This is a genomic window from Peristeroidobacter soli (assembly GCF_004138485.1).
GTDB lineage: Bacteria > Pseudomonadota > Gammaproteobacteria > Steroidobacterales > Steroidobacteraceae > Steroidobacter > Steroidobacter soli.
The window spans coordinates 306,422-323,734 of sequence record NZ_RYEV01000010.1 but is presented as its reverse complement, the minus strand read 5'-3'; the positions used below and the strand labels follow the sequence as shown (position 1 = coordinate 323,734).

Below are 17,313 nucleotides of genomic sequence, written 5' to 3'. Positions count from 1 at the left end.
GTCTTAATTGATGAGAGGCCGTTACAAGAGCCGCTATCGGGGAGCGCACATGCAGAGTTTCCAGTCGGGTCGGACGATGCTCGTTGGTTTGATTTGTTCCGCGGCGCTCGCCGCTGGCGCGAGCGAATTGGAGCGTCGCTCCATCGACGTTCCCGCGGGCGATCTGGCGGTGGCGTTGCGAACGTTGGCGGAGCAAAGTGGCGTCGAGTTCTTTTATCCGACGGACCTGGTGAAGGGGCTGCACACCGAGGGCGTCAGCGGGGAGCTCACCCCACAAGAGGCCGTGGCGAGGCTGCTACGAGGTACGCCGCTGGTCTTTCGTGAAGATGAAACGTCGGGCGCGCTATTGATCACGACTGCCGCGAAGGCGGACTCGCAGCGAACCAGCCAGAACGGTTACCGCAGATCGTCGTATGTCGCGCTCGGCTCGGAGAGCGACACCCAGAGCGACAAGGCCGCGCGAGCGCTGGCTGAGGCGAGTCTGGAAACCGTCGTCGTCACCAGCGAGAAACTTCCCGAAGAATACGGCGGCGGACAGGTAGCACGAGGCAGCCGGTTGGGACTGCTGGGCAACCGCGACATCATGGACACCCCGTTGAGCACGACGGGCTTCACGTCCAGCTTTATCCAGGATGTGGGCGCCCGCGGCCTGGTGCAAGTGATTACTTCGGACGCCTCCGTGCGGGCCGCAGGCTCAGAGTCACAAACCTATGACGTGTTCGATATTCGCGGCTTCACCGTAGGCACCGAGGACGTTGCGTTCGATGGCCTGTACGGCGTGGCGCCGTGGGATCAGGTGGCTGTCGAGACGGTCGAGCGCGTGGAGTTGATCAAGGGGCCGAGCACGCTGCTCGGCGGCATGTCACCGGTGGGATCCATCGGCGGTTCGATCAACCTCGCGCCGAAGCGAGCAGACGTCGAGCCGTTGCTGGCGCTGACGACGATGTTTGTTTCGGATGCGCAGGTCGGCGCGCACGTCGATGCCGGCCGTCGCTTCGGCGACGAGCAGCAGCTCGGCGTTCGCGTCAATGGCGTGTATCGGGACGGCGACGGCGCTTTGCAGGGCTTGTCGAAGGAGGCGGAGGACGCCGCCATTGGCATCGATTTCAATCAGGGCGGTCTGCAAGTGACGGCTGACTTTGGATATCAGCATCGCGACTATCGCGGCGTGGATGGCGACAGTTATCTCGGTGAGTCGCTGACCACGCCGCCTCGCGCGCCCCCGGCGGGCAAGCGTTTCCTGCAGCCCTGGCTCGGTCTGCAGGAGCATTCGGTGTATGGCGTGGCACGCGCCGAATATCAGTTCGGCAGCAATGTCTTTGGTTACATCGCCACCGGCTTCGGCCGGACGGAAGGATCGTATGTATTGAGTTACGGCACTTCGTTGAACAGCGCCGGCGACTTCGACGAGAACTTCTGGGGCAAGGCATTCAAGGTGGCCGGGGCGTCGAGCGAGGCGGGGCTGCGTTTTTCGTTCGACACCGGGCGGGTCGGCCATCAGCTCGCGCTCGCCGCGACTCGCACCGAGGTGAAACGCGACGAGCTCAGTTTCTATGACGGCAGCATCGATGGCTCGGCGATGGTGCCGACCAATCCATCGAACATCTATACGCCGAACTTCATTCCGGCGCCGGACCTGCAGGGCTTCCCGCGGCCGCCGAAAATTCTGGACACGACGCTCACCGGCGTCTCGCTGGCGGATACGTTGTCGATGCTGGACGGCAAAGTCCAACTGACGCTCGGCGCACGTCTGCAACAGGTGAAGAACGACGAGTTCGACCCCGGCACCGGCGCGCAGATCAGCGCCTACGACGAGCAGGCGTTGAGTCCGTCGGCCGGCGTGGTGTTCCGTCCGATCAAGGCGGTGTCGATCTATGCGAACTATATGGAAGGGCTGGCGCGCGGGCCGACGGCGCAGGCACCGGCGCTGAATGCCGGGCAGGTCTTCGCGCCGTATCGATCCAAGCAGATCGAGGCGGGCGTGAAGCTGGATCGCGGCAGCTTCGGCGCGACCTTCGCTGTGTTCCAGATCGCTCGCCCGCAGGGGCTCATCGATCAGCAGACCATGATTTACAGCCTCGATGGCGAGCAGCGCAATCGCGGCCTGGAGATCGGCATCTTCGGTGAGCCGCAGCCCGGCGTTCGCCTGCTGGGCGGCGTCATGTTGCTCGATGCCGAGTTGACCAAGACCGAAGATCCCGCCAACTCCGGCCGGCGCGCGGACGGTGTTTCCAAGGTGAATGTGACTTTGGGCGGGGACTGGAGCCTGTCCTTCCTGCCGGGGCTGGCGCTGAGCGCGCGAGGCACCTATGCGAGTCCGTTCTATATGTCGGGCTCCGTGTACCTGGGCAACGTCGAGGCGCCGAGCTGGACGAGGTTCGATCTCGGTGCCAGCTACGCCTTCAACGCCTTTGAGCGCCCGGTCACGATGCGCCTGAATGTCGAGAATGTTTTCGACGAGGCCTACTGGTCGAGCCAGTACTTCTACCGCGGCAATCCACGCACGGTGGTGGCCTCCGCGACGGTCAAGTTCTAACAACCGCTGCATCTCACCTCCTGCACGGTACCGGGCCTCACCGAGGCCCGGAACGCCGGCTCTCGCGCTCGAGAAGCATCCATGAGAAGTGCCGCTCTACTTTCGCTACTGCTGGCCTGCATCGACGCGAGTGCCGCCGTGCTGACGCCGGCGCTCTCACTCGAGCTGCGAACCGTGGCGGATGCGGCGCTGTCGCCCTCGGGAGCGGAGGTCGCCTATCGGCTGGAGAACCATTCATCGGACGATGGCCGGAGCGTCCAACTCGGCAGCCTCTGGCTGATCGATAGCAACGGCGGCGCGCCCGTCGAATGGGCGGACGGCGGCGTCAGTCCGGCGATGCCGAGATGGTCGCCGGACGGCCGGACGCTGGCCTGGCTCGCCCGCCCAGAGTCCGGGGCCGCAAGACAGATATACATCCGCAGCAAACATTCCGGCGGATGGGGACCGATTGTCGTGCTCACTCGGGGGCAGGGAGGCGCGAACGATCTGCAGTGGTCTCCCGATGGGCGGCGGATCGCCTTCCTGGCGAGCGATGAAGAGAGCGAAGCGCAGCGGCGCGCGCGAGAGGACGGCCGCGATTGGGTGGTGGTCGATGCGCCGTCGGCACGCGCCAGGCTGCGCGTCGTGGCCGTCGAATCCGGTGATGTAACCACGATCACTCCGACGGATCTGAACATCTGGAATTTTGCCTGGTCGCCCGCGGGCGATGCGTTTGCACTCGTCGCCTCGACCGGCACCACCGACGATGACCGTTGCCTGCATTCGCTGCCTTATGTGATCGACGCCGTGGGCGGCACACCCAAAGCACTCGCAAGGACGCAGGGAATGATGGGATCGGTCGGTTGGACCTCCGATGGGCGGAACGTGACCTGGCTCGGTTCGATCGATGTCACGGATCCTCGCGACGGCAGCTTGTTTCTGGCCGCGGTCGATGGCGCATCGGCGCCGAAGAATCTGACGCAGGGCTATGCCGGCACGGTGATCGATGTGGTGCCGATTCCGGGCCGGCCCGGCACGTTGGCGCTGATCGCGGAGGAGGGCGTGCAGAGCGCGATGCGGCTGCTCGATCTGAGGTCCGGGAGCATGCAGCCGGTGGTGGCTGCACCGCAGATCCTTCGCGGCCGACTCACTTTCAGCAACAACGCCGCAACCTTCGCGGTCGTTGCCAGCTCGCCCACGCATCCGGAGGAAATATTCATCGGCCGTCTCGATGGCCGCGGCGGGCTGAAACGACTGACGTATTCCAATCCGCCGCTCGGCGGTCTCACGCTCGGTGCGCAGGAATCGACGCGCTGGCGTAGCAAAGACGGCACGCTCATCGAGGGTGTGATCGTCAAGCCGGTGGGCTTCAAACCCGGCGTGCGCTATCCGACGATCCTTCATGTGCACGGCGGCTCGGAGATGAGTGCGCAGAACGGCTGGAATGGCTTCGGTCAGCAGGAAGCCACCAACGTGGGGCAACTGCTGGCCGCGCGCGGCTACCTGGTTCTGTATCCGAACTACCGGGGCAGCAGCGGCCGGGGCACCGATTTCATTCGCGGCAATCGTCGCGATCTCATGGGACGCGAGTGGGAAGACATCGAGTCGGGGCTCGATCATCTCATCGCTCTCGGCCTCGCGGATGCGCAGCGTGCCGGCATCTACGGCATGAGCTGGGGCGGCTACGCGGCCGCCTGGGGCGCGACCTGGGGAAGTCATCGCTTCAAGGCGGCCGTGGCCGCCAGCGGCATCTACAACTGGATCAGCGAAGCGGGCTCCAGCGACACCCGAATGCACGAGCAGCTGTCGCATTGGGACGCGCCGCTCTACGAAAACTTCGATCTGTATCTGAATCGTTCTCCGCTCTACCAGATTCGCAAGGCGCGCACGCCGGTGTTGCTGTTGCACGGTGAGCGCGATGTTTCCTGTCCGGTGACCCAGGCGCTGGAGTTTCATGCCGCGTTGAAGTGGGCCGGCGTGCCCGTGGAACTGGTGATCTACCCGCGCCAGGGGCATTACATCACGCAGCGAGCGCATCAGCTGGATTTCATGGAGCGCAGCGTTGCCTGGTTCGATCGCTATCTGAGTGCCGAGCACGGAGTGACCCAATGAGCCGAGGGTGGACGATACTACTGAGCGTCGTGGCACTCTCGTTCGCGACCCCGAATGCGCACGCACGGCCGCTCGCCATTGACGATCTGAACCACTACGGACGAGTTGCGGACGCTCAGATCTCTCCCGATGGCACGTCCGTGCTCTACACGGTCACGATTCCGGACCTGACTGTGGATGCGCGACGGAGCAGCGTGTGGCGCGTGAGCTGGAGCGGTGGTGCCGCCGAGCAGCTGACCTGCGCGGGCGCATCTTCGCCTCGCTGGAGTCCGGATGGACGATGGATCAGTTTCCTGCAGGCGGATGCAACCACCGGCGATGCGCAGCTGTGGCTGCTGGATCGGCAGCACGCCGGCGAAGCTCGTCGCATCACCGATCTCCCCGGGGGAATCTCCGGCTATGCGTGGGCGCCGGATGGCAAACGCGTGGCGTTGGAGTATCAGCCGCCGGCGCCGAAGCAGCTCATGCCCTGGGTCATCGACCGCTATCGATTCAAGACCGATGCCGGCGATGGGTATCTCCACAACGCCGTCAATCCGACGCGAATCTATATATACGACCTCCAGACGGGGGCAGCAGCGGCGCTGACCCGCGGCGGCGAGTTCGAAGAGTCCGAACCGGCCTGGTCGCCGGATGGCGCCAAGATTGCTTTCTTCAGCAATCGCGACGCCGATGCAGATCGATCCGACTACACGGATCTCTATGTAGCTGACGCTCAGCCGGGTTCGTTGCCGACGCGCCGCGCCGAGTTTCCCGGCACGGACGAGGGACCGATCGCCTGGAGCGCGGATGGTCGCGATCTCGTGTTCCGGCGCGGTGGCGAGCCACAGTACGGCCTGTTCGATCAGCTGCAACTGGCGGTAGCTTCGGCAACCGATGGTGCGGTGACGTTGCCGCTGTCGCGGCTGGATCGTGATATCGACAACACGGCGGTCGGCAGCGACGGCCGCTCGATTTACGGCCTGATCATCGATGACAGAACGCGCTACCCGGTGCGCGTGAGTCGCGGCGACGGCGCGTGGCAACGGTTGTATGAAGGGCCGCGCAAGATTCTATCGTTCACCGAAGCGAAGGGCAGAATCGCGGTGATTGCGACGGCGGACCGTGAGCCGCCGGAAGTCTACGCACTCGAACGTGGCGTGCTGCGCGCTCTGAGTCGTCACAACGAGAGCTGGCTGCGCGAGGTCGAACTCTCCTACAGCGAGCCGATCGAGTTCGTCGCCTCGGACGGGCAGAAGATCCATGGGCTGGTGACGAAACCGGTCGGATACCGGCGCGGTGTGCGCTACCCCACGGTGCTGTGGATTCATGGCGGCCCCTATCTCCAGGACGAGCATGGGTTCAACTACGACCCCGCCTATGACGCGCGCCAGGTGCTGGCGGCGCAGGGCTATGCCGTTCTCCAAATAAACTATCGCGGCAGCCGTGGCCGCGGCATCGAGTTCGCTCATCGCACTTTCGCGCGCTGGGGCGAGCGCGACGTCGCCGACCTGCTCGAAGGCGTCGACCACGCGGTCTCGCTCGGGATTGCCGATCCGGATCGTCTGGGGGTCGGCGGCTGGAGCTTCGGCGGGATTCTGACCAACTATCTCATCGTCAGCGATCCACGCTTCAGGGCGGCCGTGAGTGGCGCGGGCTGGGGCAGCAAGATTTCACTCTACGGCACGGACCTGTACGCATACGTCAATGAGCTGGAGTTCGGCGCGCCGTGGCGCAGCCCGGAGGTCTGGATGAGGATCTCACGTCCGTTGTTTCAGGCGGACCGCGTTCGAACGCCCACGCTCTTCGTCAGCGGCGCCCGGGATTTCAACGTGCCCGTCGCGGGCAGCGAGCAGATGTATCAGGCGCTGAAGTCGTTGCGGGTGCCCACGCAGCTGGTCCTCTATCCGGGCGAGCATCACATGATCGAACGGCCGAGCTTCGAGCGCGACCTGCTGCAGCGGTATGTGAGCTGGTATGACCGCTACCTCAAAGACGGGAGGCAGTCACCGTGACATCGATGAGTTACTTCGCACCGAGCCTGCCGGACTCTCCGCTGGTGCTGATCACCGGCGGCGGTGGCGGCCTGGGGCGTGAGATCGCCACACAGTTTCTCGATCGTGGCGCGAGAGTGCATGTTTGTGACATCGATGCTGCGCGCCTCGCCGAGTTCGCCAGTGCCTGGGATCCGAGCCGGTTGAAACATTCCTGCATCGACGTCGCGGACCCGAAGGCAATGACGCGTCTGGAGCCGGAGCTGGCTGCGTGGGGAGATCCCGTTGCCGTGCTCGTGAACAACGTTGGAATCGCCGGCGCCCGAGCGTGTGTCGAGGAGCTGTCCGATGCGGACTGGTTGGAGAGCCTGCAGGCAAATTTCATGGGCGCGGCGCGTTGCGTTCGGCTCGTCGCCGGTGAGATGAAGCGTGCCCGCGCGGGACTGATCGTGAACATCTCCACGGTATCTGTTCGCACGATTCCAGTGTCGCGAGCGCCGTACCTCGTATCGAAGGCCGCACTCGAAGCGCTGTCGATGTCGCTGGCGCGGGAGCTGGGGCCGTTCGGCGTTCGCTCGAATGTCGTCCGGCCCGGCGGCATGGATAACGAGCGACTGCGTCGAGTGCTGCGAGAGGTCGCGGCCGCGCAGGGGGAGAGCTTCGAGGAAGTGCTGCGGAAGGATCTCGAATTCACGTCGATGCGCACGCTGGTGTCGATGCGCGATGTCGCGGCGATGGTCGTCTATCTGGCCGCGGACACGGCCAGACACGTCACCGGGCAGATCGTGGAGGTCGACGGCAATGTGGAATGGGAAGGTTAGATGAAACGCAACAAGAAAGTGATCCTCACCTGCGCGGTGACCGGCGGCGGCGAGTTCAATCGCAAGCATCCGGCATTTCCCGTCACGCCCGCGCAGATCGCCGATGCCGCGATCGAGGCGTGCAAGGCCGGCGCCGCGATCGCGCACATCCATGTGCGGGATCCGAAGACGGGATCGGCGAGCCGCGACCCCGCGCTCTATCGAGAGGTGGTCGACCGCATCCGGCAGTCGGGCAGCCGCATCATCATCAATCTCACCGGCGGCATGGGCGCGCATTTCATGCCCGACCCGGCTTACGAAGGGCGCGCGTTGCCGGAGAGCGATATCGCCTCGGTCGAGGAGCGGATGGAGCACATGCGCGACTGCTTGCCGGACATGGCATCGCTGGATCTCACGACCAGCAATCAGAGCGAAGGCGGCGTGGACTCCGTTTATCTGAATACCACCCGCACCTTGCGCGCGATGGCGACTCAGATGCAGCAGCTGCGGATCAAGCCGGAGCTGGAGGTGTTTGCCGCGGGCGATATCCTGTTTGGTCAGCAACTGATCAAGGAAGGCTTGATCGACGGACCGCCGTTGTTTCAATTCGTGCTGGGGGTGCTGTGGGGCGCACCCGCCGATACCGGCACCGTGCAGTACATGAAGAGTCTGTTGCCACCCGATGCGGAGTGGGGCGCGCTCGGCATCGGTCCGCTCGAGATGCCGATGGTGGCGCAGGTGGCGATGCTCGGAGGACACGTGCGGGTGGGCCTGGAGGACAACCTGTATCTGAAGCGCGGCGTGTTCGCGACCAACGGCCAATTGGTCGAGCGGGCCCGCGAGATCGTCACGCACCTGGGCTACGAGCTGGCGACGATCGATGAGGCACGCCGGATTCTGGCGCTTCGATCCGCCGGCTGATGTCGACCAGCGACAGCACCGTTCTCGATGCGTAGACGCGACTCGCTGCGTGCGCCTGGCTCTCCGGTTGCTGCGACCGGGCTCGGCCTGTTTCAGCTGTTCACCGTGCTGTTCGGCACGATCATCGGTGTCGCGTGGATCGTGGCCACGGGCCTGTGGGTGATCGAAGCCGGGCCGCTCGGCGCGCTGGTCGCATTCGGCATCGGCGCCCTGGTGATGTGGCTGATCGGGCTGTGCTTCGCGGAGATGATGACGATGTATCCCGACGCCAATGGCTCGATGGCTTATGTCTTCGAGGCGTTCGGTGAGCGTGTCTCGGCGGCGGCGGGATGGTTGCTCGTCTTCAACTACGCGGCGACTTGCGGCTGGTATTTCGTCACGCTCGCCTGGCTGATCCAGGCGCTGATTCCACAAACGCACGGCCCGGTGGCGTATGCGACCGCGATCGGTCCGGTCCGCTGGGGCGATCTGCTGATCGGAGCGACCGGTCTGATTGCGATCACGGCGGTCAACCTGCGAGGGGTCGGAGCACGCGCGCTGTTTCAGGATGGATTCGTCGTCGCGAAGATCGTCATCGGCCTGGTCCTGTTCGCCGGCGCGGCCTGCTTCGGGCGAGTGGAGCGGCTCGATCCGCTGTTCGCGACCGGCACTGCCTCCAGCGCCTGGCTGAGCATTCTGTCGGTCGCCATCGTGACGCCGTTCTTCTTCTCGGGGTTCGATGTCCTGCCGCAGGCGGTGCGAGATCGACGAGCGGGCACGCCGCTGCGCGCGATCGGCAGTGTCGTGACGATCGCCACGCTGGCGGCCTTTTTGTTTTATGGCGGCGCCATCGTATCGGCGAGTGTATCTCTGGAGCGCGCGGCGCTCGGTGAGGCGGAGCTGCCGGTGTTCGAAGCCTTTCGCGCGGGACTGCAGCAGCCATGGCTTGCCGTGCTGGTCATCGTTGCAGGAGTGAGCGGTGTACTCACCGGATGGAATGCCTGCCTGCTGTCAGGCGCTCGCATCCTCCAGGGAATGGCGCACGCTGGCGCAACGCTGCGGCTCTTCGAGGCCCCAGCGCGCGCCACGCTGTTCGTATCGCTGCTGGCGCTGTCGATGGGGGCGCTCGGACGCAAAGCGCTCGGACCGATCGTGGACATGGCGGCAATCCCGCTGCTCGCAGTGTTCTCGCTGGTGTGCGCTGGACTGATCAAACTGCGACGTGAGCAGCCGCGGATCGATCGTCCTTATCGCGTGCCGGGCGGACTCACCTTGCCGCGATTGGCCCTGGCATTGTCGATCGGCTTGCTGATCAGCTCGGTGGTGTCGGCGTTGGCCGGCGCCGGCGGCAAGCTGCAGTGGGGATGCATGGTGCTGTGGTGTCTCGGTGGTCTGCTGTTCTGGCGGCACTCCGCTGCGTATCGGGGCTCGTTGAGCGAGCAACAAAGAAAGTGTCGGGTCCTGCAAGGGGAGTCTGGCTGATGATTCCAATATCGAGCTCGCGATTTTCGTTGAGCTGGCTCGGCGTCGTGTTGTTGCTCGTTGCCGCAGTGACGCCGGCGCACAGCCGTCCGATCTCACTGCCGGATCTGGGGGCCCAGGTCGAGCTCTCGGAGGCCAGGATCTCTCCCGACGGCAAGCAGGTCGCGCTCGTGATCTCGCGACAGGATTTCGTGGACAATCGTCATCTTCGGTCGCTGCTGTTGGTGAGCATCGATACGGGGGCGTACCGGGAGCTGGCGCCCGGCCGAACGAATGTCAGCGCGCCGCGATGGTCACCGAGCGGCGATCGGCTGGCGTGGCTCGACGCAGCCAGCGACGGCGGATCACAGATATATGTGATGGCCATCGGGGCTTCGACATCCGTGGCACGCGCGATCACGGCGGCGAGCGGTGGTGTGAACGATTTTCGCTGGAGCCCGGACGGTACCTCGCTGGCGTTCCTGAGTTTGGATGAGGGCGTCGAGCGCGATGGTGAGGAGCGCCACAACAAATCGTTCGAGGCCGGCGACAGCGAATATCTGACGACGGCGGCACCGCGTCCTGCTCAGCTCTGGCTGATCGATGCCGAGGGCGGCGGCGCCAGACAGCTGACCTCGGGCGCAGCCAGCGTTACCGGCCTGCAGTGGCAGGATGGCGGCCGTTCCATCGCGTTCATCAGTCAGCCCAGCGCTCACATGGCGGTGAACCTGCGTTCATCGCTCCATGTTCTCAGCTTGAGCGACGGCAGTCAGCGAACCGTCGTGGCTGCGCCGGCGACGGGCGAAAGCGCAGTCAAGCGACTCTGGAATCCGCCGCAGGACGATACCTTGATTTGTTACGGGCGGCCGCGCGGTGCCGAGCCTGACTATCGTCCACTGGGCAAATATCTGATTGCCACGTCCGGCGGCAAGAGTCGCGACCTGGCGCCCGCGCTCGATCTCGATCTGTGGCCCGAACCGGTGTGGTTGCCCGGCAGGCGCGCAGTGCTGTCGGCCCTGCAGGAAACGCGCACGACGTTGTGGGTGCAACCGTGGGCGGGCTCGCCTCGCCAGGTCGATCTCGGCGCCATTGCGCAGGTGGACTCGCTCACTGCGAGTCGGCAGGGAATGCTGGCATTCATCGGCAGCGAGTCGCTGCGGGGGCGTGAGTTGTACTTCATGTCCTCGATCGACGCCACGCCCAGACGCGTGACGGGGTTCAACGATGCGCTCGCGGCGCTCGATCTCGGCAAGGTCGAAACGGTGCGCTGGACGCTCGAGGGGTTCGAGCAGCAGGGCGTGCTCAACTATCCGCCAGGCTTCGAGCGCGGCAAGAAATATCCGCTGGTGTTGCTCGTGCATGGCGGGCCGATGTCGGCGTCGACGGTGGCGCTGGGCGATTTCGAAGGCGCGTTTTCGCAATTGCTGGCCGCGCGCGGCTGGCTGGTGTTCCGGCCCAACTACCGAGGCAGCGCGAGCAACGGCGCGAAGTTTCAAGCGGCCATCATCAACGATCTGGGCGACGGTCCGGGGCGGGACGTCATGGCGGGCGTGACGATGCTCCAGTCACAGGGCATCGTCGACACGGCAAGGATGGCGGTGTCCGGCTGGTCCTATGGCGGCTTCATGACTGTGTGGCTGGCGGCGCATTACCCGGTCTGGCGTGCGGCGGTGGCGGGTGCGGCCGTGACCGATCTGGTCGATCAATACAACTTATCGGATGAGAATGTCTGGTTCGGTCATGGCCTGAACGGCTCGCCGTGGCTGCACGACAACGCGGCCAACTACTGGCGACAGTCGCCGCTGGCCTATGCACATCGAATCCGCTCACCGACATTGATTCTGGGAATCAGCGGCGATCCGCGCGTGACCATTTCTCAATCGTACAAGCTGTATCACGCGCTACAGGACAACGGCGTCAGGACCCAGTTCATCGTCTATCCGATCGCGGGACACTGGCCGGAGGATCCGGTGCACCAGCGGGATATCTACCGGCGCTGGAGCAACTGGATCGAGGAACGTTTTCAGGAAGCCACGCCATGAGATTTTGCTCTCGTCTGCTGCTGTCTGCGGCGCTGGCCTCGATAGTGTCGTGGACCGCGGCTGCCAGTGAGGTGCCGGCACAAGCGATGCTTGGATTTCACACCGAGGCTGCCGCGCGCCAGCGAGCGCTCGAGCAGCGCTTCGATACGCAGCTGAACGCAGCCGATCTGCGCCAATGGTTGCAACGGATGTCGGCCGAACCGAATCATGTCGGAGCGGCCCACAATCTGCAGAATGCCCGCTGGGTTCGCGATCGGTTCCAACAGTGGGGCTGGCGTGCCAGGATCGAGACATTCGACGTGCTCTATCCGACGCTGAAGGAGCACTCGCTGGCGCTGATCGCACCTCGCAAATTCGTGGCGAGCTTGCAGGAGCCGGCCGTCGCGGGCGATGCAACGTCACAGCGCACCGATACATTGCAGCCCTATGCCATCTATGGCGGCGACGGCGACGTCACCGCGCCGCTGGTCTATGTGAACTACGGAATGCCCGATGATTATCGCGAGCTGGCTCGCCGCGGTGTCGACGTCAAAGGAAAGATCGTCATCGCTCGCTACGGCGGGGGCTGGCGCGGCCTGAAACCCAAGCTCGCTTACGAGCATGGCGCGATCGGATGTTTGATTTATTCCGATCCACGAGACGACGGCTACGGGGAAGGGGATGTGTATCCCGAGGGCGCGTGGCGTCCGCAAAGCGGCGTGCAGCGTGGCTCAGTGCTGGACACGTCGCTGTATCCCGGTGATCCCTTGACGCCTGGCGTCGGTGCGACCAAGCACGCACGGCGTTTGGATGTGGCCGATGCTCGATCCGTGCTGAAGATCCCCGTCATGCCCATCTCCTATGCGGATGCGCAGCCGCTGCTCGAAGCGCTCGCGGGACCCGTGGCGCCGACGGCCTGGCGCGGCGGCTTGCCGCTGACTTATCACCTTGGTCCGGGTCCAGCGCAGGTCCATCTGAAAATCGTTTCGCAGTGGCGCTTGCAGACACTACACAACGTCATAGCAACGATCCCCGGGCGTGACAGCCCGGATCAGTGGGTGATCCGTGGCAACCATCGCGATGCATGGACCTACGGTGCGTGGGATCCGCTGTCCGGGCACGTGGCGATGATGGCGGAGGCAAAGGCCATCGGCACGTTGCTGAAACAAGGCTGGCGACCGCGGCGGACCCTGGTCTTTGCCAGTTGGGATGGCGAGGAGCCCAGCCTGCTGGGCTCCACGGAATGGGCCGAAGCCAACGCCGATGAGCTGCGACGAAAGGCGATTCTGTATCTCAACTCGGATGCCAACACGCGTGGCTTTCTCAACGCGGCGGGCAGTCATTCGCTACAAGCCCTGGTGAGCGATGTCGCGCGTGAGGTGATCGATCCGCAGACGAAAGCAAGCGTCTACGAGCGCCTGCGGGCGTCGATGAGAGTGGAGGGGCAGCGGCCCGGTGCCAGTGAGGAGAGCAAGCGCATCGCTCGGCAGGCGAAGCTCGGAGCGGATCTGCCAATTTACGCCCTCGGCGGCGGCTCGGATTTCGCGGCCTTCCTGCAGCATCTGGGAATCGCCTCGCTGAACGTCGAATACGGCGGCGAAGGCGAGCACGACGGCATCTACCATTCGAACTACGACACGTTCGAACACTATGTGAGATTTGGCGATCCCGATTTCTCCTATGGCATCGCCGAGGCACAGACCGTTGGCAGAATCGTCCTGCGAGTCGCCGAGGCCGAGATCGTTCCAGTGTCGTTCGTCGGTTTCGCGGATGCCGTTCGAGGATATCTGCAAGAGCTGCAAGCGCTGGTCAAGGACAAACGCGAGACGGCGCTCGCGTTGAACGAACTGCTGGAGGATGGATCGTTCGTGCTGGCGGCCGATCCGCTCCGGCGTGTGCTGCCACCGGAGCGTGAAGCGGAGGTTCCAGAGATCGATTTCGCCGCGCTCGATGCCGTAGTGACGCGCTTGAAAGCGAGCGCGGAGCGCTATGACGCTGCCCATCTTGCTCATGTCTCATCGGGCTCGACGCTGCCCGATGCGAGACGTCGCCAGCTCAATGCGCTGCTGCAGGGAATGGAGCAGGCGCTCACGATGCCGGGAGGATTGCCCGGCAGGGATTGGTACAAGCACGCGATCTACGCCTCCGGAGCGCTGAGCGGCTACGGCGTGAAGACGCTGCCGGCCATCCGTGAGCCGGGTGAAGCGGGGCGGTGGGATGAGGCGCAACGGCAGCTTAAGAGCACGACCGGCGTGCTGAGCGAATACTGCGATCGATTGGATCGCGCGACCACTTTGTTGAATCAGCAGCGGTGAGGGCATGAGCATGAATCATGGCAACGACGAACTTTCACGTGCGACGCTGGACCTGCCGTTTGCGGTGGCGGAGTTTCGGGCTCGATTGAGCGCCGTAAAGCAGAAGATGTCGCGTGCCGGGGTCGAAGCGCTGTTCGTGATCAGTCAGTCGAACATCAGTTATCTCACCGGCTACCAGGGCAACTCCGCTTACATTCCTCAAGGAATGCTGGTGACGCTGCAGGACGCCGAACCGATCATGATCCTGCGCGAGATGGACGTGCCGTGTGCCACGGCAACCACCTGGGTCGCCGATCGGAACATCGAAGCCTACGACGAGCGCGTGCTGGGACTGAGCCTGCTGCCGGTCTGGCGCGAGATCGCTCGCATCATTCGCAGCCGGACTCGGGCGACCCGTCTGGCCTTCGAACGTAACGGACCGGGTCTGGGCGTCGATGCCCATGCGGCGCTGACGGAGGCGCTGGGAGACATGGAGCTGGTCGATGCGGGCGGTTGGTTGAGCGAGATACGCGCGGTGAAATCACCGGCGGAACTCGATGTCATGACCGATGCGGCTCGTATCGGTGAGCAGGCGTTGCTGGCCGGCATCGACCGGATCGCGGTCGGTGTGCCGGAGAGCGAGGTTGGAGGGACGATCGTCGGGAAGTTGTGCAGCGGCTTGCCAGGCAAGCCCGGCACGGCACCGTTCGATGCGGTGACGATGCCAGTGACGCCGTTCGCGAGCGCGCCTCATCTCAATTGGTCGAACCGCGTCTATGCGCCGAATTCGCAGACGAACTTCGAGCTTGGCGCATTTCGTTATCGCTATTGTGCCGCGGTTGCTCGCACGGTGTTTCTCGGCAAGCCGCCGGCTCGGCTGCTCGAGATCGACAGCATCGTTCGAGACAGCTTCGAGGCGACGCTGCCGGCGTTACGAACCGGCGCCCGATGCTCGGATGTTTACGCGGCATTCTGGAAAGCGTTTGCTGGGCGCGGCGTGCGCAAGGAGTCGAGAATCGGCTACGGCATCGGCATCGATTGGACGGAGGGCAGCTACAGTCTGCAACGCGACGATCCGCGCGAGCTGCGCGCAGACTCGACGGTGCATTTGATTCTCGGGATCTGGGAGAAGCAGGAAGGGTACGTTTTCAGCGAGACCCTCCGCGTCACTGATGAAGGTGCGCAAACATTCTGCACCTTGCCCCGCCGGCTGATCGTGATCGACTAGCGCCCGCGTGGTCGTGATGGTTCGTGAGGAAGCCGTGGCGACGCAACCGCTGCTGTGGGGATATCCCAAGGGTGTCTTGCTGGTGGCAGGCACTGAGCTGTGGGAGCGGTTCAGTTACTGGGGCCTGATGGCCATCTTCGTGCTGTTCCTGACGGCGGGTGTGGAACGGGGCGGATTCGGCTGGACCGAGGTGGATGCAATCAAGTTGTACGGTGCCTATGTGGGCGCGGCGTTTGCCGGGCCGCTGCTCGGCGGCTGGATTGCCAACAACTATTGGGGCGAGCGCCGCTGCATTCTTCTCGGTGGATTGATGATTGCAGCGGGACATCTGTGTCTCGCCGGTCCGGCCCTCATGCCCTGGCTGGTCGGCAAGTTCTCCACGCCGGTTTCCGATGAAATGTTTCGCGCGCTCTGGTTGGCTGCGAACGTGCCCTTGGGTCACTGGACGCTGTCAGCCGAGCAGTGGCAGCAGATGGCCGTCGCGGCCGGGGAGCGGGGAATCACGCTGGGTGCGGCGAAGGTGGTCTACCGGCTCACGTCGGTTTCGTTCTTCGGCGGACTGCTGCTGGTGCTGATCGGCACCGGACTCATCAAGCCGACGATTTCTTCCATCGTCAGTCATTTCTTCGTCGCAGGCGATCGCCGTCGCGATAGCGCTTTCGGCCTGTTCTTCGCGGCCGTGTATGTGGGGTGCATCCTTGGCACAGCCGTGGTCGGTTTTCTCGGCGAACGAATGGGGTGGCACTGGGGCTTTGCGGCCGCCGCGCTCGGCATGCTGCTGAGCCTGACTGTCTACTTGTGGAAGCAGCGCGCCTATCTCGGTGATATCGGCGTGACTCCGGTGAGCCAGGGGGCAGGGGTAGCCACGTTGCGCCGGCTGACCCGGCCCGAATGGGATCGTATCAAAGTCATTCTCTGGCAGGGTCTGCTCACCGCGCTGTACGCGGCGGCATTCTTTCAAGCCGGTGGCCTGTTGCTGCTGTTCGTCGACACGCACCTGGATCGAGGGCTGTTGGGCTGGACCATACCGAGCACCTGGCTGGTCAACGTCGCGACCCTTTCTTTCGTGATCCTCACCCCTTGCGCCATCCGGCTCTGGAACACGCTCGAACGGCGCGGCCGCAACCCGAGCGCGCCCGTCAAGCTCGCCTGGGGCTTGCTGGTCATCGGCGCGGCCTATCTGCTGCTGGCGTGTCTGGCCGGCATGGTGACTTCGAACGAAGGCTCGAAACTGTCGTGGCTGTGGATGGCGCTGGTCTATGTGCTCTTCGGTGTCGGCGATGTGCTGGTGTGGCCCAATCAGATCGCCTTGACCAGCCGGCTCGCGCCCCGCGCGCTGTCGGCGGTGTTCATCGGCGGCTGGTATCTCACGATCGGTATCGGGACCTGGATGACCGGCTACATCGGCACGCTGGGTTACACCTGGGGGTTGCGCCCCTTGTTCTTCGCGATGTCCATCACGCTGCTGGTGCTGGGCGCAGCCGCATGGTGGCTCACGCCTCGAATGCTAGCTCTGACACATGGAGTGGAGCGCTGAGGGGCGCGCGTAACCTTTGTGTAACAGCGCCAGCTGCAACGCCTCCATCTTCAAGCTCTCGAGCAGCGCCTGTCGTTGAATGTGACAGACCGGCCGCTCCCAGCGTCGACTGCCCATGTGCTCGATCAGTTCGGCGGCATGCGCCGGATTTGCGGGCGCGATCAAATAGGTCCACGACAGCCGCATCCAGTCGTGCAGTACGGCTCGCGTATCGACGGGCAGATAGCCGGTGCGCCTGGCGGAGGCGAGTTGCTCCAGAACGTGCAAGGACAGGGAACAGTAAGTGGTGAGGCCTTGCACACGCGCGGCTTTCGCCAGCGAGCTCAACGACTGACTCAGCCCCGTGGCGATGGCGGTGCCGTCCTGGCCGCTGCGGCTCGGCTGAACCCGGTCGAGAATGCGATGGATGTTGGCTAAGTGCCGGCGCAGATCACGGAATGGCATGTGGGTCGCTGTTAGGTGGATGACGGAT

The 17,313-nt window shown here is 64.3% G+C and carries 11 protein-coding genes; 10 read left to right on the top strand and 1 reads right to left on the bottom strand.

Annotated features, from left to right (window positions below):
* Positions 1-49 precede the first annotated feature (49 nt).
* The 10 genes from EKO19_RS35855 (at position 50) to EKO19_RS35810 (ending at position 16,841) form a co-directional block, all read left to right on the top strand.
* A complete protein-coding gene (locus EKO19_RS35855) occupies positions 50-2,536 on the top strand; it encodes a TonB-dependent receptor (protein ID WP_157995596.1) in 2,487 nt (828 codons plus the stop codon).
* An 81-nt stretch (positions 2,537-2,617) separates the two neighbouring features.
* Positions 2,618-4,627 carry a S9 family peptidase gene (locus tag EKO19_RS35850; protein WP_129782232.1) on the top strand — a complete coding sequence of 670 codons (2,010 nt, stop codon included), beginning with the start codon at positions 2,618-2,620 and terminating at the stop codon, positions 4,625-4,627.
* On the top strand, positions 4,624-6,621 hold the full coding sequence (locus EKO19_RS35845; RefSeq protein WP_129782231.1) for a S9 family peptidase: 1,998 nt from the start codon (positions 4,624-4,626) through the stop codon (positions 6,619-6,621). Before EKO19_RS35850 ends, EKO19_RS35845 begins: the two co-directional genes overlap by 4 nt.
* A 5-nt stretch (positions 6,622-6,626) precedes the next feature.
* On the top strand, positions 6,627-7,421 hold the full coding sequence (locus EKO19_RS35840) for an SDR family oxidoreductase (protein WP_246039026.1): 795 nt from the start codon (positions 6,627-6,629) through the stop codon (positions 7,419-7,421).
* Positions 7,422-8,321 carry a beta-keto acid cleavage family enzyme gene (locus EKO19_RS35835; RefSeq protein ID WP_129782229.1) on the top strand — a complete coding sequence of 300 codons (900 nt, stop codon included), beginning with the start codon at positions 7,422-7,424 and terminating at the stop codon, positions 8,319-8,321. It begins immediately after the preceding gene.
* Positions 8,322-8,348: 27 nt separating this feature from the next.
* The gene (locus tag EKO19_RS35830) at positions 8,349-9,782 is read left to right on the top strand and encodes an APC family permease (RefSeq protein WP_129782228.1); all 1,434 of its coding nucleotides are present in this window, start codon (positions 8,349-8,351) and stop codon (positions 9,780-9,782) included.
* Entirely contained in the window at positions 9,782-11,803 is a 2,022-nt protein-coding gene (locus EKO19_RS35825) for a S9 family peptidase (RefSeq protein ID WP_175597320.1), read from the top strand. The genes EKO19_RS35830 and EKO19_RS35825 overlap by 1 nt, the downstream gene beginning before the upstream one ends.
* Positions 11,800-14,097 (top strand): transferrin receptor-like dimerization domain-containing protein, encoded by a 2,298-nt coding sequence (locus tag EKO19_RS35820; protein WP_129782226.1) that lies wholly within the window; start codon positions 11,800-11,802, stop codon positions 14,095-14,097. Before EKO19_RS35825 ends, EKO19_RS35820 begins: the two co-directional genes overlap by 4 nt.
* 4 nt (positions 14,098-14,101) lie before the next feature.
* Positions 14,102-15,304, top strand: a complete 1,203-nt coding sequence (locus tag EKO19_RS35815) for a M24 family metallopeptidase (RefSeq protein ID WP_129782225.1) — start codon at positions 14,102-14,104, stop codon at positions 15,302-15,304.
* Between the two features lie 34 nt (positions 15,305-15,338).
* Positions 15,339-16,841, top strand: a complete 1,503-nt coding sequence (locus EKO19_RS35810) for a peptide MFS transporter (protein WP_175597319.1) — start codon at positions 15,339-15,341, stop codon at positions 16,839-16,841.
* Here the strand turns inward: EKO19_RS35810 and EKO19_RS35805 are convergent.
* Positions 16,812-17,285, bottom strand: coding sequence for a hypothetical protein (locus EKO19_RS35805; RefSeq protein ID WP_129782223.1), 474 nt, complete (start codon positions 17,283-17,285; stop codon positions 16,812-16,814). The two genes, EKO19_RS35810 and EKO19_RS35805, sit on opposite strands and share 30 nt — an antisense overlap.
* Between the last annotated feature and the right edge of the window lie 28 nt (positions 17,286-17,313).

What these genes read in the sequence shown, in the direction of transcription:
- EKO19_RS35830 (WP_129782228.1), top strand. Translation starts at nt 8,349, where the DNA reads ATGCGTAGACGCGACTCGCTGCGTGCGCCTGGCTCTCCGGTTGCTGCG.
- EKO19_RS35825 (WP_175597320.1), top strand. Translation starts at nt 9,782, where the DNA reads ATGATTCCAATATCGAGCTCGCGATTTTCGTTGAGCTGGCTCGGCGTC.
- EKO19_RS35855 (WP_157995596.1), top strand. Translation starts at nt 50, where the DNA reads ATGCAGAGTTTCCAGTCGGGTCGGACGATGCTCGTTGGTTTGATTTGT.
- EKO19_RS35845 (WP_129782231.1), top strand. Translation starts at nt 4,624, where the DNA reads ATGAGCCGAGGGTGGACGATACTACTGAGCGTCGTGGCACTCTCGTTC.
- EKO19_RS35840 (WP_246039026.1), top strand. Translation starts at nt 6,627, where the DNA reads ATGAGTTACTTCGCACCGAGCCTGCCGGACTCTCCGCTGGTGCTGATC.
- EKO19_RS35835 (WP_129782229.1), top strand. Translation starts at nt 7,422, where the DNA reads ATGAAACGCAACAAGAAAGTGATCCTCACCTGCGCGGTGACCGGCGGC.
- EKO19_RS35820 (WP_129782226.1), top strand. Translation starts at nt 11,800, where the DNA reads ATGAGATTTTGCTCTCGTCTGCTGCTGTCTGCGGCGCTGGCCTCGATA.
- EKO19_RS35850 (WP_129782232.1), top strand. Translation starts at nt 2,618, where the DNA reads ATGAGAAGTGCCGCTCTACTTTCGCTACTGCTGGCCTGCATCGACGCG.
- EKO19_RS35815 (WP_129782225.1), top strand. Translation starts at nt 14,102, where the DNA reads ATGAGCATGAATCATGGCAACGACGAACTTTCACGTGCGACGCTGGAC.
- EKO19_RS35805 (WP_129782223.1), bottom strand. Translation starts at nt 17,285, where the DNA reads ATGCCATTCCGTGATCTGCGCCGGCACTTAGCCAACATCCATCGCATT.